The organism is Priestia sp. AB (assembly GCF_028369225.1).
Taxonomy (GTDB): Bacteria; Bacillota; Bacilli; order Bacillales; family Bacillaceae_H; genus Priestia; species Priestia megaterium.
Genome location: NZ_JAQMYN010000001.1, coordinates 738,014 through 759,688, shown reverse-complemented (window position 1 = coordinate 759,688; position 21,675 = coordinate 738,014). Strand labels below are relative to the sequence as shown.

18 protein-coding genes are annotated in these 21,675 nt (G+C 39.4%); all 18 read right to left on the bottom strand.

The window, feature by feature from the left end; genetic code table 11:
* Positions 1-111: 111 nt before the first annotated feature.
* The 18 genes from POF52_RS03885 to pnp all read right to left on the bottom strand — a co-directional run bounded on the left by POF52_RS03885 (position 112) and on the right by pnp (position 21,539).
* A complete protein-coding gene (locus POF52_RS03885; protein WP_013084750.1) occupies positions 112-1,071 on the bottom strand; it encodes an ABC transporter permease in 960 nt (319 codons plus the stop codon).
* Positions 1,068-2,129: an ABC transporter permease gene (locus POF52_RS03880; RefSeq protein ID WP_016765365.1), complete on the bottom strand. Its 1,062-nt coding sequence runs from the start codon at positions 2,127-2,129 to the stop codon at positions 1,068-1,070. The genes POF52_RS03885 and POF52_RS03880 overlap by 4 nt, the downstream gene beginning before the upstream one ends.
* Positions 2,126-3,655, bottom strand: a complete 1,530-nt coding sequence (locus POF52_RS03875) for an ABC transporter ATP-binding protein (protein WP_271989848.1) — start codon at positions 3,653-3,655, stop codon at positions 2,126-2,128. Before POF52_RS03875 ends, POF52_RS03880 begins: the two co-directional genes overlap by 4 nt.
* A gap of 119 nt (positions 3,656-3,774) precedes the next feature.
* Positions 3,775-4,863 (bottom strand): BMP family lipoprotein, encoded by a 1,089-nt coding sequence (locus POF52_RS03870; RefSeq protein WP_271989845.1) that lies wholly within the window; start codon positions 4,861-4,863, stop codon positions 3,775-3,777.
* 133 nt (positions 4,864-4,996) lie between these two features.
* Positions 4,997-5,722 (bottom strand): GntR family transcriptional regulator, encoded by a 726-nt coding sequence (locus POF52_RS03865; protein WP_013084753.1) that lies wholly within the window; start codon positions 5,720-5,722, stop codon positions 4,997-4,999.
* A gap of 357 nt (positions 5,723-6,079) precedes the next feature.
* Positions 6,080-8,437 carry an FtsK/SpoIIIE family DNA translocase gene (locus POF52_RS03860; protein ID WP_271989841.1) on the bottom strand — a complete coding sequence of 786 codons (2,358 nt, stop codon included), beginning with the start codon at positions 8,435-8,437 and terminating at the stop codon, positions 6,080-6,082.
* 138 nt (positions 8,438-8,575) lie between these two features.
* Complete coding sequence (locus POF52_RS03855; RefSeq protein WP_013058819.1) at positions 8,576-8,785, bottom strand: YlzJ-like family protein; 210 nt, start codon at positions 8,783-8,785, stop codon at positions 8,576-8,578.
* On the bottom strand, positions 8,782-9,534 hold the full coding sequence (locus POF52_RS03850) for a ClpP family protease (protein WP_013058820.1): 753 nt from the start codon (positions 9,532-9,534) through the stop codon (positions 8,782-8,784). The genes POF52_RS03855 and POF52_RS03850 overlap by 4 nt, the downstream gene beginning before the upstream one ends.
* Before the next feature lie 105 nt (positions 9,535-9,639).
* Positions 9,640-11,307, bottom strand: a complete 1,668-nt coding sequence (locus POF52_RS03845) for a ribonuclease J (protein ID WP_025750285.1) — start codon at positions 11,305-11,307, stop codon at positions 9,640-9,642.
* 195 nt (positions 11,308-11,502) lie between these two features.
* On the bottom strand, positions 11,503-12,375 hold the full coding sequence (gene dapA / locus POF52_RS03840) for a 4-hydroxy-tetrahydrodipicolinate synthase (RefSeq protein WP_013084756.1): 873 nt from the start codon (positions 12,373-12,375) through the stop codon (positions 11,503-11,505).
* 75 nt (positions 12,376-12,450) lie between these two features.
* Positions 12,451-13,683 (bottom strand): aspartate kinase, encoded by a 1,233-nt coding sequence (gene dapG, locus POF52_RS03835; protein ID WP_013084757.1) that lies wholly within the window; start codon positions 13,681-13,683, stop codon positions 12,451-12,453.
* A gap of 39 nt (positions 13,684-13,722) precedes the next feature.
* The gene (asd, locus tag POF52_RS03830; protein WP_013058824.1) at positions 13,723-14,766 is read right to left on the bottom strand and encodes an aspartate-semialdehyde dehydrogenase; all 1,044 of its coding nucleotides are present in this window, start codon (positions 14,764-14,766) and stop codon (positions 13,723-13,725) included.
* 191 nt (positions 14,767-14,957) lie between these two features.
* Positions 14,958-15,563, bottom strand: a complete 606-nt coding sequence (locus POF52_RS03825; RefSeq protein ID WP_013058825.1) for a dipicolinate synthase subunit B — start codon at positions 15,561-15,563, stop codon at positions 14,958-14,960.
* Positions 15,563-16,462, bottom strand: coding sequence for a dipicolinic acid synthetase subunit A (gene dpaA / locus POF52_RS03820; protein WP_013058826.1), 900 nt, complete (start codon positions 16,460-16,462; stop codon positions 15,563-15,565). Before dpaA ends, POF52_RS03825 begins: the two co-directional genes overlap by 1 nt.
* Before the next feature lie 188 nt (positions 16,463-16,650).
* Positions 16,651-16,917 carry a YlmC/YmxH family sporulation protein gene (locus POF52_RS03815; RefSeq protein WP_016765372.1) on the bottom strand — a complete coding sequence of 89 codons (267 nt, stop codon included), beginning with the start codon at positions 16,915-16,917 and terminating at the stop codon, positions 16,651-16,653.
* 98 nt (positions 16,918-17,015) lie between these two features.
* The gene (locus POF52_RS03810; protein ID WP_028411394.1) at positions 17,016-18,260 is read right to left on the bottom strand and encodes a M16 family metallopeptidase; all 1,245 of its coding nucleotides are present in this window, start codon (positions 18,258-18,260) and stop codon (positions 17,016-17,018) included.
* Positions 18,261-18,289: 29 nt separating this feature from the next.
* The gene (locus POF52_RS03805; protein WP_016765374.1) at positions 18,290-19,270 is read right to left on the bottom strand and encodes a polysaccharide deacetylase family protein; all 981 of its coding nucleotides are present in this window, start codon (positions 19,268-19,270) and stop codon (positions 18,290-18,292) included.
* A gap of 142 nt (positions 19,271-19,412) precedes the next feature.
* Positions 19,413-21,539, bottom strand: coding sequence for a polyribonucleotide nucleotidyltransferase (gene pnp / locus POF52_RS03800; protein WP_028410844.1), 2,127 nt, complete (start codon positions 21,537-21,539; stop codon positions 19,413-19,415).
* Positions 21,540-21,675: the final 136 nt, after the last annotated feature.

The following is a 21,675-nucleotide window of genomic DNA, read 5'->3' as shown; positions in this document are numbered from 1 at the left end:
ATATTCTTTCTCTCAATGAAAAAAAGGCGGAGAAAAGAATATGATTTCTTTGTCTCCACCTTCTATATTTATCCAACTTTAGTCATTGTTAGACCTCGTATAGAGGATTTATTAGCGGCGGCCTTTTTCATAAGGAACGCCTAGCGCTTTAGGAGCCTCAGCACGTCCTACAAAACCAGTGAGTGCTAAGATTGTTAATACGTACGGTGCAATGGTTAAAAGGACGGATGGGATATCTTGAATAACCGGAATCTGAGCTCCCGTGATACTCAAAGACTGTGCTAATCCGAAAAACATGGCTGCACCTAAAGCACCAATAGGATGCCATTTTCCAAAAATCATAGCTGCAATAGCAAGGAACCCTTGTCCAGCAATCGTTCCCGCTGCAAAGTTTGTAGCGATAGACGTAGCATACACCGCTCCGCCGATTCCAGCGAACATGCCGGAAATCATAACGCCAACGTAACGCATTCTTACAACTTTGATCCCCATCGTGTCTGCTGCCATTGGGTGTTCACCAACTGAACGAAGACGAAGACCAAACGGCGTTTTATAAATGATGTACCATACAGCAAAAGCTAGCGCAATTGCAATGTAAGACGTAATAGGAACATTCGAAAACAGAATTTTGCCGATTACTGGAATGTCTGATAGACCTGGAATACTTACTTTATCGATACGGAATTGGATAAAATCTGTTTGTCCTTTCCCAAAAATCTTTTTGATTAAAAAGATTGAAAGACCCGCAGCTAGAAAATTCAGCGCTACACCACTTACAGTTTGATCTGCTTTTAATGTAATACTTGCAACAGCATGAATCAGCGAAAACACAGCGCAAACAACAGCCGCAATTACTATCGCTACCCACGGGGCCCAAGCACCTAATGAATCCTGAAGTAAAAGGGTTGAAACAATACCTGTGAACGCGCCAAACATCATCAGCCCTTCTAATCCGATGTTCACGACCCCGGAACGTTCACTAAATATCCCTCCGAGCGCGGTAAAGATAAGCGGTGCAGCTGAATAAAGCGCCGCTGGAATAATAATGGCTAACACCTCTAAGAAGTTCATTTTGCTCCCCCCTTGCCTGCACGGCCAAGCACCCAGCGAATTAAATAACTAGATGCAACAAAAAAGATAATAAGCGCAATGACAATTTGAATTAATTCAGACGGTACCCCTGTCATAAAGTTCATTTGAGGAGCCGCCGTTTGCAATCCTCCGAAAAAGAATGAAGCTAATAAAATTCCAATTGCGCTGTTAGCTCCTAAAAGGGCTACGGCGATACCGTCAAACCCCGTACCTGTAAACGCAGTGAATGTGCCCATATACTGAAATGTTCCAAGCCCTTCCATTGCCCCGGCAAGCCCGGCAAAAGCGCCTGAAATCGCCATGGATAACACAATGTTTCGGCCTACATTCATTCCTGCATACTGTGAAGCATGTTGATTAAAACCAACAGCTCTTAGCTCGAAGCCCTTAGCTGTTTTATTCAAAATAAACCACATTACGACGGCTGCAGCGATGGTAACAAGAATGCCGTAATGAAGGCGGGAGTTATTGGTTAACTGTGCTAAAAAGCTTGATGCTAAAGATGCCGATTCTTTAATATCATACGATTTTTCATTACCCGCATATAAATACGTACGGATTAAGCTGCTCGTTGTATAAAGGGCAATATAGTTCATCATTATGGAAACAATTACTTCATGAACATGAAATTTTGCTTTTAAAAATCCTGGAATAAACGCCCAAACTGCTCCAGCTGCAGCTGCTGCTAATACAGCTAAAGGAATATGAATGACCGCTGGTAAATCAAACGCATACCCAACCCATACTGAAGCCAACCAGCCAACTAAAAGCTGTCCTTCTACTCCAATGTTAAAGAGACCGGTTTTATAAGCAAACGCAACCGCGATACCAGCCAGAGCAAGAGGAGTCATGGCACGAATCGTTTCTCCAATGGCTTTTGGCGTTCCAAACATCCCGTCAAAAAGAGATTGATAGCCAAGCATTGGATCATAGCCGCCTAGTAACATAATAACCGCTCCGGCAATGAGTCCTAATATGGCCGATACAACAGGGATCAAAATCATCATTACACGTTCATTTTTCACAAGTTTATTCATGCTGTTCCACCCGCTTTCTCACGCGTACCGCCTGCCATTAATAAGCCTAACTCTTGTTCATTCGTTTCTTTTGGATCTACAATGTCGACTATTTCCCCTTCATAAATAACCGCAATGCGATCGCTTAAATTTATTACTTCATCGAGTTCTAGTGAAACGAGCAGCACTGCTCGTCCTTTATCTCGTTCTTCAATCAGCTTTTTATGAATAAATTCAATGGCTCCTACGTCCAGCCCCCTCGTTGGCTGAGCCGCAATTAATAGTTCCGGACTGCGGTCTACTTCACGGGCAATAATGGCTTTTTGCTGATTTCCGCCCGATAGCGATCGCGCTTGTGTAAATTCACTAGGCGTTCGCACATCATATTCTGCAATTAGTTCTTTTGCCTTTTTATACATCTCTTTATAATTTAAAATACCTGATTTAGACATCGGCTTTTGATAATACGTTTGAAGACCAATATTTTCCCCTATTGTATAATCTAATACCAGTCCGTGCTTATGACGATCCTGCGGAATATGTCCTATTCCTGACTCCGTAATTTTACGAGTGGATAACGTAGACAATTCTTGATTTTTTAATGTGATCGAGCCCGACTTTATTTTTCTCAGACCCGTAATTGCCTCAATCAGCTCTGTTTGACCATTACCATCTACACCCGCGATGCCTACAATTTCGCCTGCCCGAACGCTTAGATTAAGTGAACTTACAGCCTCTACTCCTCGGCTGTCTTCTACTACTAATTCTTTTATTGTTAACACAGCTTCTTTTGGAGTCGCTGTTTTCTTTTCAGTTTTAAAATGCACTTCTCTTCCTACCATTAAAGCAGCAAGTTCATCAGGGTTGGTCTCTTGCACATTTACCGTGCCAACCCCGACGCCTTTTCGGATAATTGTACAGCGGTCACACACTGACATAATTTCTTTTAATTTATGCGTAATTAAAATAATCGACTTTCCTTCTTGAATTAACTTTTTCATAATTTGAATTAATTCCGTAATTTCCTGAGGTGTTAAGGCGGCAGTAGGTTCATCAAAAATAAGAATGTCAGCTCCTCTGTAAAGCGTCTTTAAAATTTCCACTCGCTGCTGCATGCCAACTGAGATATCTTGAATCTTCGCATATGGATCTACCGATAATCCATATTGATTTGAAAGCTCTTGAATATCTTGAGCTGCTTTTTTAATATTAATTTTTCCCGTTCGCGTCGGTTCGTTTCCAAGAATAATATTTTCTGTTACTGTAAAGTTTTGAACGAGCATAAAATGCTGATGAACCATCCCAATTCCTAAGTCATTCGCTACGTTAGGGTCTGTGATTTTGACTTCTTGGCCGTTTACACGAATCTGCCCTTTTTCAGGCTGATAAAGTCCAAATAAAACGTTCATCAGCGTTGACTTACCCGCACCATTTTCTCCTAACAAAGCATGAATTTCTCCCTTTTTCACTTGGAGTGTAATATTGTCATTAGCGACAATACCGGGAAACTCTTTGCGAATATCTAGCATTTCAATAACATATTCCACTGCTTTCACTCCCTATTCCTGCCTGCTACAGGATTCTGTCTTCCGTTTTTTGGCTATAAAAAAGGCTAGTTTGCACTAGCCTTTTATACTCATATAATCATTGCTTAACAGACGTCAGCTTATTTTTTAAGCGTTTTTTCAAACTCTTTAAATTCTTTATCCGTTTGAGGCACTGTAATGTCACCGTCTAGAATTTTTTGCTTATACTCATCAACTGCTTTTAGCGCATCTTTGCTTACATTATCTTGTGATGGAGCAATTCCTACTCCGTCTTCTTTTAAGCCAAACACAACTTCTTTACCACCTGGGAATTTGTCGTCCATTGCTTTTTTAGCAACATCTTCTACAGCCAAGTCAACGCGTTTAACCATCGAAGTTAACGTTACGTTTTCAGGCATACCTTCTTCATGCTGATCGCGGTCAACTCCAATTACCCAAACTTTTTTGTCTTTCCCGCCTTTTGAACGGTTTTTAGCTTCTGTAAATACGCCGTTTCCAGTACCGCCAGCCGCTTGATAAATAATATCAGCGCCTTTACTGTAAATCGTAGAAGCAATAGCCGAACCTTTTTCTGGAGAGTTAAAACTTTCTGCGTATTGAGAGATAACTTCAGCATCTGGGTTTACAGATTTAACACCTGCTTTAAATCCGTTTTCAAACTTCTTGATTAATGGAGATTCAACGCCTCCGATAAAGCCGATTTTGTTCGTTTTTGTTTGTTTAGCTGCCACTACCCCTACTAAGAAGGAGCCTTGCTCTTCTTTAAATAGAATGCTTGCCACGTTATCTAAGTTCTCTGACTTTAGCGTATCGTCTACTAATGCAAAGTTAGCATCAGGGTACTGCTTTGCTGCTTTTTTAATATCTTCTTTTAATAAAAAGCCAATTCCATATGTCAAGTTATAGCCACTCTCAGCAAATTTAGAAAGATTGCTCTCGTATTCAGATGCTTTTGTAGACTGCAAATACTTATATCCAGTCCCTTCATCAAGTCCGTTATCTTTCCCGAACTTTGTCAGACCTTCCCAAGCAGATTGGTTAAACGATTTATCATCTACCCCGCCCGTATCTGTTACCATTCCCACTTTAAAATCTGCCGCTTTTTTATCTCCGCTGCTCTTACCTGCGTCGTCTGAGCCACACGCGCTTAAAAGTGTTCCTGCTGCTAATACTAGTGATAATGCAAGTCCCGTTTTACGTTTTAACATGTTTTAACCCCCTGAATAGTTTTAAAAGTATAAAGCCAATTTTCTATTTCGTCCTTGTGACCTACATTTGACACCTCCTTAAAAGGACAATGTTAAACAGTTGTAAATTTTCTGACATTTAAACACAAAAAAACTAGACGCGTTTACGCAGTACTTGGAAACTGAATTGATCTGCTTTAAAATAATTGATGGAATATAAAATGGGTTCATCATGCTGGTCATAATGCATTTGTTTCAGTACAAGCAAAGCCGTTTCTGGTTCGCATTGTAAAATAGGAGAAACTTTTTCATGATAGCCTAGAGGCTCAATGTTTGCCACGGCGTATGAAATGTGTTTTCCTGCTTGTTTTTCAAGAATTTCTAGCAATGACTCTTGTCTATATTCAAAATTTTCAGGTAATATTTTTTGAGGAACCTTGTCCATGCAATATACCACCGGCTCTCCGTTTGCCGTTCTCACCCGTTCAACAAATAAAATCTGTTCATCTTCCCCGCAAGCAAAACGTGTTAAATCATTTTCAGACAACTCTTGTATTTGAGAAGATAAGAAGATTGTTCCAGCCTTCATACCGGCTTGTTCAATCATATGTGTTATACTATTTAATTGCTCAATCCCTGACAAAAAAGTAGGCTTCGTGTTGACAAATGTTCCCACGCCGTGTCTGCGAACAATAATATTCTCTTCTTCTAATATGCGAAGTGCCTCACGTAGCGTTGCGCGGCTAACCCCTAGCTGCTTTGATAAATCAAACTCTGAAGGGAGCCTTTCCTTTTCTTTAAAAATTCCTTTTTCTATATTTTGTTTAATTTTATCAATCACTTGTAGATACAAGTGCCGATTATCCGCACGTATAGACATCACTCTTCCTCCATATTAAAAAGTCATCAGACCTCTGATGTTCGACTACTTAATCGAAAATAATATATCATTTTTCGACAGATAAATAAATAGGTTATATTAATTTTTTATTAAAATTTTTATTATTTTTTAAAAAAAATGAATTTTTGTTATTCTTTAATGTCAGCATACCTAACAACCTGCTTTTCTTCTAATATTAGATAAAAACCAAACATTTTAGTCATTAAATTTTTTAATATTCGTTTTTATTTCATTTATTTAGCATGACATATTTTTGTATGATACTATTCTTCCTCTCTTTCATTTCATAAAAAAGATGACTTGCACATATGCAAGTCATCTTTTTTATGAAACTTATTAAGATCCAACATCCTCATTTTGCTGAGAAATCAGGACGGAACGCGGCTTACTTCCTTCATAAGGTCCCACCACTCCACGCTCTTCCATTGCATCGATCAAGCGTGCAGCCCGGTTATAGCCAATTCGAAAGCGTCGCTGCAGCATAGAAACAGAAGCTGTTTGCATTTCTGCTACAAGCTGTACCGCTTCGTCATATAGCTCATCTGCAAAATCATCAACTTGTTCAGGAGCATCGGTTGGAATCATTTCTTCTTGATACTGCGCTTTTTGCTGTGCAATTACAAAATCAACAACCTCTTCTACTTCTTCATCTGATAAAAAGGCACCTTGCACACGCACAGGTTTTGAAGCTCCAACAGGCATGAACAGCATATCTCCTCTTCCTAGAAGCTTCTCAGCTCCTCCCATATCTAAGATTGTACGAGAGTCAGTTTGTGAAGATACACTAAAAGCAATTCGGGAAGGAATATTTGCTTTAATAACCCCAGTAATAACATCTACTGATGGTCGCTGCGTAGCAATAATCAAATGAATGCCGGCAGCACGAGCCATTTGAGCAAGACGTGTGATCGAATCTTCGACGTCAGACGAAGCAACCATCATCAAGTCAGCCAACTCATCGACAATCACCACAATATAAGGAAGAGTCGGCTGTTTTGCATTGGCGTCTCCATCATCATTCATACGTTTTACTAAATCGTTATATCCTTCAATGTTTCTCGTTCCGCTGTGTGAAAACAGCTCATAACGTCGCTCCATTTCATTTACAACTTTCTTTAAGGCTTGAGAAGCTTTTTTCGGATCCGTTACAACAGGAGCCAATAAATGTGGAATACCATTGTACATATTGAGCTCAACCATTTTAGGGTCAATCATCATTAATTTTACTTCATGAGGCTTTGTCCTCATTAAAATACTAATAATAATACCGTTGATACACACACTTTTTCCGCTTCCTGTTGCCCCTGCTACAAGCATATGAGGCATTTTATTAAGCTCTGCTAGCACAGCTTCGCCTGAAATATCTCTTCCTAAACCAACTAATAGCTTTTTATCAGGTCGGTTATTTTCAGTTGCTTCAAGTACTTCTCTAAGTGAAACCATCGCTACTTCTTCGTTCGGTACTTCAATTCCTACCGCTGATTTCCCGGGAATTGGAGCTTCAATCCGAATATCTTTGGCAGCTAATGCAAGTGCTAGATCATCACTTAAATTGACAATCTTACTTACTTTTACTCCTACATCAGGATATACTTCATATTTTGTAACAGCTGGTCCAAGGTGAACTTTTGCCACTTTTGCTTTTACGCCGAAACTTTGAAACGTTTTTTCAAGTTTTTCGGCATTTTTATAAATGTTTTTATGCTCTTTTGCCTGGTTGCTTTTCTTTGGCATCGTCAATAGCTTGATAGGAGGAAGCTCATACTCTTTATTTTCCGTTTCAGTAAATGTAATCATAGGAGCTTTTTCTTCTTCCTGTTCCTTTTGCGGCCTTGGCTGTTGCGGTGCAGTAGCTACAGGCTTCGATTCCATAACCGGCGGCACCGGAGCTATAGGAGCAGCAGGAGGTTGACTAGACTCTTCCTCTCCGTAGTCAAAGTGTTCAATAATTGGAGGCGAAGGTGCTTCTACTTCTATTTCCATGCTTTCTTCAGGTTCTTGAACAGCTTTTTCTTGGCGTCTCTTTTTTGTTGTTTTAGGGACTTTTTTCTTTTTATGTTTCCACGTCTGAATATCTTGCCAGCCTTCTTTTAACTCCGTTGTTAAAAAATTCACTAGAGGTGACAGAAGTTTTAATACCGTTTCGTGAAGCGAACGTCCGGTAATAAGCAGTACCCCAATCACAATAAGCAAGGCAGCGATAAGTTCTGTTCCTAAGCTATCAAATAGATAGTAGAACATGGCAAACATAATAGCTCCTATCATCCCTCCGCCTAAATCGCTGTGATTTGATTGACCCGTTGCTTCGAGCATATACAAATCCCATGTGTTCATAATGACAGACGGATCTGTAAACGTTCCGTTTTTTGATAAATTTTCAAATAACGTAACATGACTAAACAGTAAAATAGATAAAATAATGAGATATGTACCGATAAGCTGCCGCGTCACTAAAGGAGGCATTTCCCTTTTCCAAATAATATAAACAGATAGAATAGCCATTCCGATTAAACACAGCATATACCATTCGCCAATAAATAAGCGGACCACTAGTACAAGGGCCTGTCCTACAGCACCAAGTCCTGCCATGGCAATTAACGTTAATGCTAATAAAAATAAGCCAATAAGCTCAAAGCGCAATATGCGTTTCCATTCATCCTTTTTTATTTGACCTCTTCGTTTTTTCTTTGCCATTTTTCCACTCCAATCAACGTCCAACACTCTATGTTGATTTTGTTTCTTTTATCAGTTGAATAAAAAAGCAGCCAATACAGAGGCTGCCTTCTTCGTCATATTCATTATACCATATTCACCATAATTATACTGAAATCCTTACGACAAAATTTGACCAGGATAATAATTTTCATTCAAATAATCTTGAGGATTCGTGCTTAAAATCCTCACAATTTGCTGTTGCTTTTGTTCATTTTCTTCAACAATAACCGGAATTCCATTATGGTTAATAAGCTTTGGCTGAGATTGTTCTTGATGATAAGACTGCTGAAAGATCAGTTCTTGCGGCATCATTGTATACAAAATCATTGCAGCAGCTGCTCCTCATTCTGACGTCCTTGCTCAATCAGTTCATTCAATTTTTTGATCGCTTGAGCAACTCCGCCTACTTCGTTAATTAACCCGTATGAAACAGCATCTCCGCCAACTACATTTGTCCCGATATCACGCGTTAAGTTCCCTTTTGAAAACATAAGTTCTTTAAACTTTTCTTCTGAAATATGAGAATGTTCTCTCACAAAGTTAATCACGCGCTCTTGCATTTTATCTAAGTATTCAAATGTTTGCGGTACACCAATAACAAGACCGGTTAAGCGAATAGGATGAATGGTCATGGTCGCTGTACCGGCAATATACGAATAATCAGTTGAAACCGCAATTGGAACACCGATTGAATGTCCGCCTCCTAACACAATCGACACAGAAGGCTTGGATAACGAAGCGATCATTTCAGCAATTGCAAGCCCCGCTTCTACATCTCCACCTACAGTATTCAAGATAATAAGCAATCCTTCAATTTTTGGATTTTGTTCGATCGCCACAATTTGCGGGATGACATGCTCATATTTTGTCGTTTTGTTTTGAGGAGGCAGCTGCATGTGCCCTTCGATTTGTCCTACAATCGTTAAACAGTGAATATTAGAATCCTGAGGAAGCTGAGCCACGTTGGTCTGTCCTAGTTGTTGAATTTTATCTAATATTCCGCCCTTGCTTTCTTCATTTTTATTAGGCTGCTGAGGCGCTTCATCAGAATGTAATCTTTCGTTATTTTCAAACATATTCTAGCTCCTTTCACTTATTGATAGTAGTAGTATGAACTTCTCATAGTTATTACATCCGCATCAGCTGCAAATAAAAAGCCTTCCCACCGGGAAGGCTTCACATTAGATTTCCATGATAATCGGTAAAATCATCGGTTTACGACGGGTTTTTTCATATAAAAATTGATTTAAACTTTCTCTCATTTTTAATTTTAATGAAGACCACTCGATCACTTTGTCTTCCATACACTTTTCTAAAATTTGCTGAACAATCTTCGTTGCTTCTTCTAAAAGCTTTTCTGATTCTCTTACATAGACGAATCCGCGCGAGATGATTTCTGGCCCCGCTACTACCGTTTTTTGGCGTTTATTAATCGTAACTACTACCGTTAAGATTCCGTCCTGTGACAGCAGCCTGCGGTCTCTTAGAACGATATTTCCAATATCACCGACACCTAGTCCATCAATGAGCGTATTTCCTGCTTGAATAGAACCGCTAGGGTACATACGAGCATCTTTAAACTCAACTCGCTCACCTTTTTCAAGCAAACAAATATGATCTTCTGATATTCCTAATTGACCGGCCAGCTTTGCATAAGCTTTTTGTTTTCGATACTCTCCATTCACAGGCATGACATATTTCGGCTTTGTTAAGTTAATCATAAATTTTAATTCTTCTTGACTGCCGTGTCCGGAAGCCTGCACTTTCTTCTGAGCAAACACTACGCTTGCTCCCAAACGAAAGATGACGTCAATTGTTTTTGAAAAGGTCGTTTCGTGCCCCGCCACAGGTGTAGCAGCCAGCAGGACCGTATCATCTTGTTTGATTTGAATAAATTTATGGGACTGTTTAGCCATTCGAGTAAGACCTAAAATCGGCTCTCCGTGATGACCTGTTGTTAAAATAACCGTTTCATGTTCTGGAAGATCTTTTAGCTTTTGCACAGGAACAATTAAATCCTCAGGCAGCTGCAAATGTCCAAGTTTTGCTGCAATATCAATGATTTTCAGCATATTTTTTTCCATAACGATCAGGTTACGGCCGTGCTGATATGCGGCATGAATGATTTGCTGAATACGGTGCAGATTGGAACTGTATGCAGCAACAATGATTCGACCTTTGCTTTTATAAAAAGCGTCGGTAATATTTTGTCCAATGACGGCTTCGGAAACTGTATAGCCTGGCTTATCCGCATTTGTGCTGTCTGAAAGCAAACACAGGACGCCTTGTTCCCCAATGGCAGCCATTTTTCCAATATCAGCGCTTTGAATGCTGACTGAATTTTGATCAAATTTAAAATCACCTGTATATACAATCGCACCTTGATTTGTTTGTAAACAAATACCGACTGAATCTTGAATGCTGTGCTGCGTTCTGAAAAATGAAATATCTACTCCTTCAAACGATAAAACCGTTGACGAAGTGATAGGATGTAAAGCTTCATATTTTTTAATTCCATATTCTTTTAACTTTTCTTTGATAAGTGCTAGCGTTAATTCTGTACCATATACAGGCACATCCAATTTTTGAAGTATAAAGGGAATAGCGCCAATTTGTTCTTCATGTCCATGAGTAACAAATATGCCTTTTACGTTCTGCTGATTTTCTACTAAATATGTAATGTCCGGAATGACAATATCAATTCCTAACATTTCCCCTCCCGGAAACTTCGATCCTGCATCTAACACATATATGTTTTCATTGATTTCCACCACATACATGTTTTTTCCAAGTTCTCCGACTCCACCCAAGGCTGAAATTTTAATATTTTCTGTCTTTTCTAGTACCATAAGCTCCTCCTACTTACTTTCACCCGTACAATTTCATTTGCTTACATTATAACTGAAGTGAGAATTGGAATACAAGAAATTTCATTCGTCTATTTCCGTCATCTGCTCTTCTATTATCTTATAAGAAAAAAAACGTCTCTTCATCGACTCGTATATACGGTCAATGAAGAGACGTTTAAAAAACATACTTATAGCTTATAGCGTATTTAATGTGCTGACTAACGTTTGGCGTTCTTCTTCCGTTAACGGAACTAAAGGTAATCGTACCGATCCTACGTCTAATCCTTTTAACTGTAAAGCCGTTTTAACAGGAGTTGGACTTGGAGCTGCAAAAAGAGATTTCATAACAGGTACAATACGCTGATGAATTTTTGCTGCTTCCTTCGGATTTCCTGACTCATACAGCTTAACCATCTCTTGCATTTCATTCCCAATAATGTGAGAGGCAACAGAAATAATACCAGTTCCTCCAATTGCTAGTACCGGTAGTGTTAAACCATCATCACCGCTGTATAAAGCAAAATCATCGCTTGTTTGTGCGATAATAGCTGTCATTGCGTCAAGATCTCCGCTTGCATCTTTTAACGCTACAACATTTGGCAGTTCAGCTAGGCGTACAATTGTATCAACAGACATATTGATCACGGATCGCCCTGGAATATTGTATAACATGACAGGCAGCTCTGTACTTTCAGCAATTGTTTTAAAGTGCTGATATAAGCCTTCCTGATTCGGCTTGTTGTAATAAGGTGCTACAATCATAATCGCATCTACGCCGATTTCTTCTGCCTTTTTCGTTAATTCAATTGATGCATACGTATTGTTGCTTCCTGTACCAGCCACAACAGGTACACGGCCGTCTACTACCTTTACTGAGTGGCGGAACAGCGCCAGCTTTTCTTCTGTTGAAAGCGTAGGAGATTCACCCGTTGTTCCTGCAATAACCAACGCATCCGAACCGTTGCTGATTAAATAATTAATAAGCTGCGTTGTTTTTTCAAAATCAATATTTCCTTTATGATCAAAAGGCGTTACCATCGCTGTTGCGACTTTCCCAAAATCAATCATGTTTTCACTCCTTGAAATTGCATTATCCCTATTCATGTAATGAACCGTTAGCTTATAGCTAACGGAACATGTAGTTTATCTCTTTTGCGGTGCTTTTGACAAGTCAAAGGCACCATGAAGAGCATTAACAGCTTTCTTTAAATCCTCTTCTTTTACAAGCACCCAAATCGTCGTATGGCTGTCAGCAGATTGTAAAATCTGAATACCTTCGCCAGAAAGAGCTGTAACAATTTTAGATGTAACACCAGGCACCCCTGCAATTCCTGCTCCAACCGTTGACACTTTGGCACAGTTGCGAATAACAGCCGGCTCATACCCTAGCGCATGAAGCACATCAATCGCTTTGTCAGTTGCTTCATCTGTTACCGTATATACAACACCCTTCGGTGAAATATTAATAAAATCTACGCTGATTTTTTCTTGTGCCATTGCTTTGAATACTTCTGCTTGCGTATCATAATGGCCTTCTTTACTAAAAACTTTAATTTGAGTGACGTTGGATACGTGCGCGATGCCTGTTACAAGGCGTTCTTGCACATCGCTTCCACGCTGCTGTGCTTCACCTTGAGATGTAACGAGCGTACCTGTTGAATCAGCATACGTGGAACGGACGCGCATCGGCACTTTGGCTTGCATGGCAATCTCTACGGCACGTGGGTGAACTACTTTTGCACCTTGATAAGCCATGTTGCATATTTCGTTATATGTGACAACGGATAGCGGTCTTGCATCTTCTACAATACGCGGGTCCGCTGTCATCACACCTTCTACATCTGTGAAAATGTCAATGTAATCAGCCATAAGGGCTGCACCTAAAGCTGAAGCAGATGTATCGCTGCCTCCGCGTCCAAGCGTTGTTGTATCACCTTCAGTAGTTGCCCCTTGAAAGCCTGTTACAACAACTACATCGTATTCTTCTAATTCTTTTAACAAACGGTCGCATTTCATTTCTAGTATCTTGGCATTGGTAAAATCATCATTCGTCACAAACCCGGCCTGTGCACCGTTTAACGCTGTAGCTTTAATACCATTTTCGTTTAATAAATTCGTAAACACTACCGATGAAATTAATTCTCCGCATGCCATAAGCATATCAAGCTCACGTTTATTAAGAGACGCTTTATTTCCATCAACAAGTGAAAGCAATGTATCCGTTGCATACGGCTCACCTTTTCGTCCCATTGCCGATACAACAACGACTACTTTGTAACCCTCACTTAATGCATTATTTAAATGATAGATTGCTCTCGCTCTTCCTTCTTCGTTACGAACGGAAGTTCCTCCAAATTTTTGGACGATTATTTTCATACTTACACCTCATCATGTTCCGAGACACTCTGGTTGCGCTTATTTTACTAAGCTAAGCTTAATAAGTGATTCTGCAATTTGTACAGAATTCCAAGCTGCACCTTTTAACAAGTTATCAGAAACGATCCACATATGGAAACCGTTATCGCGATCTAAATCTTTACGAATACGGCCGACGAACACATCTCGTTTACCTACACAATCTGCTGGCATTGGATATACTTGATTTTCTGGATCATCTTGCAATACGATACCAGGTGCATCAGCCAATAAATTTTTCACATCAGCTACCGTTACACCGTCTTTTTCAATTTCAATGTACACTGACTCTGAATGACCTGTTACAACCGGTAGACGAACACAAGTAGCAGCTACTGGCAATTCAGGCATGCTCATAATTTTCTTCGTTTCATTAATCATTTTCATTTCTTCAAATGTAAAACCGTTATCTTGAAATTTATCAATTTGCGGAATGGCATTAAAAGCAATTTGATAATGTTTTTTATCTCCACCAACCGGTAAAATTTCCGGTGTAAACTCTTTTTCTTCTAAAATAGCTTTAGCTTGTTCTTTTAATTCATTAATTGCAGCAGCACCTGCTCCAGAAACGGCTTGATACGTTGATACTAGCACTTTGGATAAGCCGTATGTTTCGCGTAATGGCTGTAATGCTGCTACCATTTGAATTGTAGAGCAGTTTGGATTAGCAATGATTCCGTTATGTGCGTGTAATGCGTCTTCATTCACTTCCGGCACAACTAACGGGACATTTTCATCCATTCGATAAGCGCTTGTGTTGTCTACAACGATTGCTCCGCGTTTTACTGCCTCTGGTGCGAGTGCTTTTGAAATGCTTCCGCCTGCACTGAATAAAGCAATGTCTACGCCTTCGAAGCTATCAGGAGTTGCTTCTTGCACAACAACTTCTTCTCCGTTAAACAACACTTTTTTACCAGCTGAACGAGCTGAAGATAATAACGTTAATTTACCAACTGGAAAATTACGCTCCTGTAGGGTTTTAATCATTTGTTGTCCTACTGCACCTGTTGCTCCTACTACTGCTACATGTAATTCTCTTGTCATTTTAATACCGCCTCCAACAATTTTCAACTACTCAACATTTATCTGCATATACTGACTATTTTAACATATTATTATGCTTCATTGCGTCAAAGAAGAGAAGATTTTTAAAATCTTCTCTTCTTTGAGATTGAGAGTTCCCTTACAGCCGCAGTATTGAATAGATTTATGCAACAGCAAGAGGCATATATGTCCTATGACTCTTGACCGTCGCGGAACCTTTCGACAATAACAGGCTGAATCTGTTTATCTTCAAGCGCTGCGTACACCGTGTCTGATAACATCGTCATACGCGCTACCATTGAATTTGGCTTAAGCACCGGGTCATCTTGACCAAATGGAATAAAATAAATATTTTTAGTCGCCATTAGCCTCATTAAGTTTACACCATTTAGCCCTAGTGCGTCATTAGTCGAAATTCCCAGTACCACCGGCTTATTATTACGAAGCGTTGCTTTAGCTGCCATGAGTACCGGAGATTCAGTCATTGCATTCGCAAACTTACTCATCGTATTCCCAGTGATTGGGGCAACCACCATACAATCAAGCGGAATTTTTGGTCCTAGAGGCTCCGCTTTTACAATTGTATTGATGACGGCGTGACCTGTTAATTCCTCAATTTTCTTCACCCAGTCTTCTCCATCTCCAAAACGAGTATTCGTGGATTGTACCGTGTAAGAAACAACTGGTAACACTTCTGCTCCCAAATTAACAAGCTTTTCAATTTCTGGCATAACCGCATCATACGTACAGTGAGATCCGGTCAAGCCGAATCCTATTCTTTTACCTTTTAATGACATTATTTTTTCTCCTCTCTCGCATCCGCAGCGTCTTTTAATAAATTCACTAATACATTAGCGACAATCTGACCTGCTGTTTTTGGAGCCACAATTCCTGGAAGACCAGGTGCTAAAATAGCTTTAATTCCTCGTTTTTCTGCATAGCGGAAATCGGTTCCTCCAGGCTTTGAAGCTAAATCAATAATGAGCGCATGGGTCGGGACATTAGATAATGTCTTAGCCGTTAAGATGGGGTATGGAATGGTGTTAATACATATATCACTATCAGCAATTTCTTTATCGAGTTCAGAAAGATAGAAAGGCTGCAAACCCATTTCAGCAATACGTGCTAAATGTTCAGATTTTCTAGCTCCTACTTTTACATTGGCACCAAGTGCAGCAAAGGACCTCGCCACGCTCATTCCTACTCTTCCTAAACCTAGGACAGAAATATTTGAACCGTGAATGGTAAAATCCGTATGTTGAATAACAAGCATGATCGTACCTTCAACAGTAGGAATAGAGTTATAAATTGCTACATCATCACGCTCAAATAACTGAACGAGTTTACGGTTTGTCGTTTTGACTAATTCGTTTAAATACCCATTGCTAATACCAGAATAAATAATGCAGTGCTCAGGCGTTTTTTTAAGTATTTCTTCAGTCAGCACTACTTTTTCATTTGAAAAAATAGTATCTACTTGCCCTTCGTGATTTGTTCCAGGCACTGGAAGGATGATGGCGTCAACATCTGAAAAATCCAGCTCCTCTATCTGATATTTCGTCGCACCTGTAAAACCATGATCTAGCTGATCAAAACCAATAAGAGATGTTTTTGCATCTAATTGAATTAATTTTCGAATGACTTCAAGCTGCCTAGCATCACCGCCAATTACAGCTATGTGCAAATCCGTTAACATGTTTCATTTTCACCTTCTTTAACATTAAATAGATGTATCCTTCGCTTAAACCATCGAGATGTAAAGTGCTATCATTACGCCCTAGAATGCCTATTGCTTTTCTTCAACATACTATGTAAACACACAGGAATCGGTGAATCTTTATCCCCGAAAATAAAAGAAACGAGATGCAGGAAGCATCTCGTTTCTTATTTTGTTGACTGATTGTTTATGTCTTCTAGCTGCTGGACATTTACAATCACCATATCTGTACCGATTTTTTCGATATTCCCCCACGGCACTCGCACTTCATCTCCTTGTTTTCGAAACCCAAACCACTTCACAGATGGAATAATAAGCGCATTAATTTGTCCCGTATGTTCATTAATTTCAAGATCTGTTTGCCCTAAAATACCTAAACGCTCTGCTCGCTTAACATCTACAATTTCTTTTCCACTCAGTTCGCTTAATCTCATAGAATCCCTCCTTTCATCTAATTTATTGAACAACCATGCAAAAAATGACCAAAAAATAAGGCTGGCTCAATTATTTTAGCCAACCTTACTTTTACTGTTTAGTTTCCTTTAAATCCTTTAGGTAAATCTCCACTCGGGCTTATTAACGAAAGCGCAAATTCATCTTTGAAAATATCTCGCGCAAGACCATTTACACTATCTTTAGTCACGGCATTAACAAGGTCTAAAATCTCATCTAATGAACGGTGATAGCCTAGCATTAACTCATTTTTTCCGTTTCTGCTCATACGGCTATTTGTACTTTCAAGACTCAGCATTAAGTTTCCTTTCAGCTGCTCCTTGCTGTTAGCAAGTTCTTTATCCGTAATACCTTTGTCTTTCAAATCATAAAGCGTTTCTTGAACCGTATCATATAATACGTCGAGCTGATGGCTTCCCGTTCCCCCATAAATCGTTACAAGACCGCTGTCTCGATAAGAAGAATGATAAGAGAAAACAGAGTAAGCCAAGCCGCGCTGTTCACGGACTTCTTGGAACAAACGACTGCTCATACTTCCACCAAGCACGTTGTTTAATACAATTAAGCTATATACATCTTCTCCGCCGATTGGCAAACCTTTAAATCCAAGGCAAAGATGAGCCTGTTCAGTCTCCTTTTTGCGCGCAATATGATTTGTATGGAACTCTGGCTGAACATATTGATGAGCGGAGTGACTTGACGTATATGTACCAAAATAGTTTTCCACCTGCTGAATAAAACTTTCATCAATGTTTCCAGCCACTGAAATAACGATGTTTTCGGGAATATACATTTGCTCCATATACTGACGAAGCGAATCACCGTTAAATGTTTTTAACGTATCTTCCGTTCCTAAAATTGGATAGCCTAATGGATGATTGCCATATACGGCTTTTCCTAATAGATCGTGTACAATATCATCAGGTGTATCTTCATACATTTTAATTTCTTCATATACAACATTTTTTTCACGAGCTAATTCCTCTTCATCAAATGAGGAATTAAAGAACATATCCGCCAGCACATCTAGCGCTTGATCTGCGTGTTCGTCTAATACTTTTGCATAGTAGCACGTGTATTCTTTAGAAGTGAATGCATTTACTTGTCCGCCAATGCGGTCGAAGCTTTCTGCAATTTCACGAGCAGATCTTGTTTTTGTTCCTTTAAAGAACATATGTTCAAGAAAATGTGATACACCATTAATTTCAGGGTGTTCACTTCGAGAACCCGTTCCGATCCATACCCCAATGGCCACAGATCGAACAGTTGGGATATTTTCCAATACAATTCTTACACCATTTTTGCACGTATATCGTTTTATCAAGCTAGTGCCTCCCTTTTTGCTTATCTCACTTACTTCTTAGTAGAAGAAGGTATTTTCATCATTCTTTCTTCATCTAGCATTGTTGACACATCGCTAACTTTGAGGCCTTTGCGTTCAATATCGGTTAACAATTGGTCAAGCGATTCAGCCGTTGATTCAGTCGGGTGCATCAGTACAATAGCCCCTGGATGAATCTTTTTCATTACTCGATTAATTAACACTTCTGAACTTGGCTTTTGCCAATCGATTGTATCAACCGTCCACATGATGGTACTCATTTTTAACTGAGAAGCAAGCGTTACTACTTCGGGGCGAAAACTGCCGCTCGGCGGAGCAAACCATTTTACTTTTTGTCCCGTAGTAGACGTAATAATATCATTCGTTTTTTTAAGCTGCTGATTGATTTGACTAGCCGATAAAGTGGCCATATCAGGATGAGAATAAGAGTGGTTTCCTACTTCATGCCCTGCGTCTACAATCATTTTTGCCATATCTGGATTATTTTTAACCCATTTTCCTTCTAAAAAGAAGGTTGCTTTAGCATGGTGCTTTTTAAGCACTTCTAACATTTTAGGCAAATACTCGTTCCCCCATGCTACGTTCACTGTAAACGATACCATAGGCTTTTCATCGTGTCCACGGTAGATAGGTTCCTGTGGTAAATCCTTCAAGTGAACCTTTGGTCTAACCTGTTTGTACACTAGTTTTTTTTCATCAAATTTACCCGCAGGTTTCATATTTTTATAAGAAGCAGCAAGATCAACTTTTATGCCGTTATAGCCAGGAACCCGTTTCCAAACGGGATCGATTCGTGCATTCGCTGCCGGCTTTTCATAATCTTTTGCTTTTTCTTCAATCTTTTGATATAACGCATCATGCTGAGCTGATACAAGTTGTACATCGGATTTAAGTGCTTCTATATATGCTTCAGCAAAAGGATTATAAATAGATTTATATGTAATTGCCAGTAAAAATAGAAATGCTGTAAATTGCACAATGGTTCTCTTCACTTATCCTTCCCCCTTTACCATTTAAAATATGTATAAAGAGGACAAGGTAGAACAAACATCTACAAACGATAAAATCGCCCTACACATGGATTTTCTTCATGTATGGACGATTTCACAATATCTATATAGTAGTAAAAGAAGATTATTTTGTTTCTTTTGCTTTTTCTTCTTTTTCTTTTTGTTCTTTTAAAATTGCTTTACGAGATAAGTTAACGCGGCCTTGTTTATCAATTTCCATGACTTTAACTAAAAGCTCGTCACCAATAGCTACAACGTCTTCTACTTTTCCAATACGCTCTTCTGCAAGCTCTGAAATGTGAACAAGCCCATCTTTTCCGCTGAAGATTTCTACAAACGCACCGAATTTTTCAATTCGTTTTACTTTTCCTAAGTACATTTGGCCGACTTCAACTTCGCGTACAAGATCTTCAATGATTTTCTTCGCTTTTTCATTCATTGGCTGATCAATAGAAGAAATGAAGATTGTACCATCTTGTTCGATATCAATTTTAACGCCTGTTTCTTCGATGATTTTATTGATTTGCTTGCCGCTTGGTCCAATAACGTCACGAATTTTATCAGGGTTAATAGCCATTGTAAGGATCTTAGGTGCGTATTGAGAAAGCTCTTGACGAGGCGTAGCAATCGTTGACATCATATGATTTAAGATTTGCATACGGCCTTTTTTTGCTTGTTGAAGGGCTTCGTCTAAAATTTCACGAGATAACCCGTCAATTTTAATATCCATTTGAAGCGCAGTTACGCCATTTTCCGTACCTGCTACTTTAAAGTCCATATCTCCTAGATGATCTTCCATTCCTTGAATGTCCGTTAGAATCGAGTAGTGTTCACCTGATTTGATCAGACCCATGGCAATCCCTGCTACAGGTGCTTTAATTGGAACCCCAGCATCCATCATTGCAAGCGTACTTGCACAAATACTCGCTTGTGAAGTAGAACCGTTTGACTCTAATACTTCAGATACAAGACGAATTGTATAAGGGAAATCTTTTTCATTTGGAATAACAGGCTCAAGTGCACGTTCACCTAGCGCACCATGTCCAATTTCACGACGACCCGGTCCGCGCATCGGTCTAGTTTCACCAACACTAAATGAAGGGAAGTTATAGTGATGCATGAAGCGTTTAGATTCTTCTACACTTAAACCATCTAAAATTTGTACATCGCCAAGTGCACCTAATGTACAGATGCTAAGCGCTTGAGTTTGTCCACGCGTAAATAATCCAGATCCGTGTGTACGAGGAAGCAAGTTTGTTTCAGAAGAAAGTGGACGAATTTCGTCAATACTACGGCCATCAGGACGCACTTTTTCTTCTGTGATCAAGCGACGCACTTCACTTTTAACAAGCTTCGATAAAATTTCATTCACTTGATTTAGTACTTCTTCTTCTACATCTTGCTCTTCAAATTTTGCAGCTACTGCGCTTTTCACTTCTTTAATCGCATTTTCGCGCGCATGCTTTTCTTGAACTTGAACGGCACGGTTCATGTCACCTTCTGCAATTTCGCGAACTTGACGCTCAAGGTCAGCATCCACAGTATAAAGCGCAACTTCTACTTTTTCTTTGCCTACTGCTGCTACAATTTCTTCTTGGAACGCAATTAATTTTTTAATTTGCTCGTGTCCAAACATAATTGCTTCCAGCATTACTTCTTCCGGTACTTCATCAGCGCCTGCTTCAACCATGTTGATCGCATCTTTTGTACCAGCAACCGTCAGATGAATATCGCTTTTTTCAAGCTCATCTACCGTTGGGTTTACAACAAATTCATTGTCTACACGGCCTACGATTACGCCTGCAATAGGACCTTCAAATGGAATATCAGATACTGATAATGCTAATGAAGAACCGAACATTGCCGCGATTTCTGAAGAACAGTTTTGATCTACGCTCATTACAACGCTGACAACTTGAACTTCGTTTCGGAAACCATCTGCGAATAAAGGACGAATCGGACGGTCGATTAAACGGCTAGCCAAGATTGCTTTTTCACTTGGTCTGCCTTCACGCTTAATGAATCCACCTGGGATTTTACCGACTGCATATAAACGCTCTTCATAGTTTACTGTTAACGGGAAGAAATCTACATTTTTAGGCTCTTTTGAAGCCGTTGCTGTACTTAATACAACTGTGTCTCCATAGCGGATTAATGCTGCGCCATTTGCTTGTTTTGCCAACTGGCCAACTTCAACTTCTAGCTTTCGTCCAGCTAGATCTACGGAGAACACTCGTTTTTCTTGTTCCATATCGACGAGTACCCCTCTCTACATATAAAATATGTATGTAATCAAATGTGATAGTTTTATTATAAACGAAATATCCAAAAACAATAGCTTTTTTCACATTATGTAGCATCTTTAATGTTTCTTAAATGTACATACT

What these genes read in the sequence shown, in the direction of transcription:
- POF52_RS03885 (WP_013084750.1), bottom strand. Translation starts at nt 1,071, where the DNA reads ATGAACTTCTTAGAGGTGTTAGCCATTATTATTCCAGCGGCGCTTTAT.
- POF52_RS03865 (WP_013084753.1), bottom strand. Translation starts at nt 5,722, where the DNA reads ATGTCTATACGTGCGGATAATCGGCACTTGTATCTACAAGTGATTGAT.
- POF52_RS03880 (WP_016765365.1), bottom strand. Translation starts at nt 2,129, where the DNA reads ATGAATAAACTTGTGAAAAATGAACGTGTAATGATGATTTTGATCCCT.
- POF52_RS03845 (WP_025750285.1), bottom strand. Translation starts at nt 11,307, where the DNA reads ATGGTACTAGAAAAGACAGAAAATATTAAAATTTCAGCCTTGGGTGGA.
- POF52_RS03825 (WP_013058825.1), bottom strand. Translation starts at nt 15,563, where the DNA reads ATGTCATTAAAAGGTAAAAGAATAGGATTCGGCTTGACCGGATCTCAC.
- POF52_RS03860 (WP_271989841.1), bottom strand. Translation starts at nt 8,437, where the DNA reads ATGGCAAAGAAAAAACGAAGAGGTCAAATAAAAAAGGATGAATGGAAA.
- dapA (WP_013084756.1), bottom strand. Translation starts at nt 12,375, where the DNA reads ATGATTGATTTTGGGAAAGTCGCAACAGCGATGGTAACGCCTTTTGAT.
- pnp (WP_028410844.1), bottom strand. Translation starts at nt 21,539, where the DNA reads ATGGAACAAGAAAAACGAGTGTTCTCCGTAGATCTAGCTGGACGAAAG.
- POF52_RS03815 (WP_016765372.1), bottom strand. Translation starts at nt 16,917, where the DNA reads ATGAGATTAAGCGAACTGAGTGGAAAAGAAATTGTAGATGTTAAGCGA.
- dapG (WP_013084757.1), bottom strand. Translation starts at nt 13,683, where the DNA reads ATGAAAATAATCGTCCAAAAATTTGGAGGAACTTCCGTTCGTAACGAA.
- asd (WP_013058824.1), bottom strand. Translation starts at nt 14,766, where the DNA reads ATGACAAGAGAATTACATGTAGCAGTAGTAGGAGCAACAGGTGCAGTA.
- POF52_RS03855 (WP_013058819.1), bottom strand. Translation starts at nt 8,785, where the DNA reads ATGATTTTGTATACAATGATGCCGCAAGAACTGATCTTTCAGCAGTCT.
- dpaA (WP_013058826.1), bottom strand. Translation starts at nt 16,462, where the DNA reads ATGTTAACGGATTTGCACATAGCTGTAATTGGCGGTGATGCTAGGCAG.
- POF52_RS03850 (WP_013058820.1), bottom strand. Translation starts at nt 9,534, where the DNA reads ATGTTTGAAAATAACGAAAGATTACATTCTGATGAAGCGCCTCAGCAG.
- POF52_RS03870 (WP_271989845.1), bottom strand. Translation starts at nt 4,863, where the DNA reads ATGTTAAAACGTAAAACGGGACTTGCATTATCACTAGTATTAGCAGCA.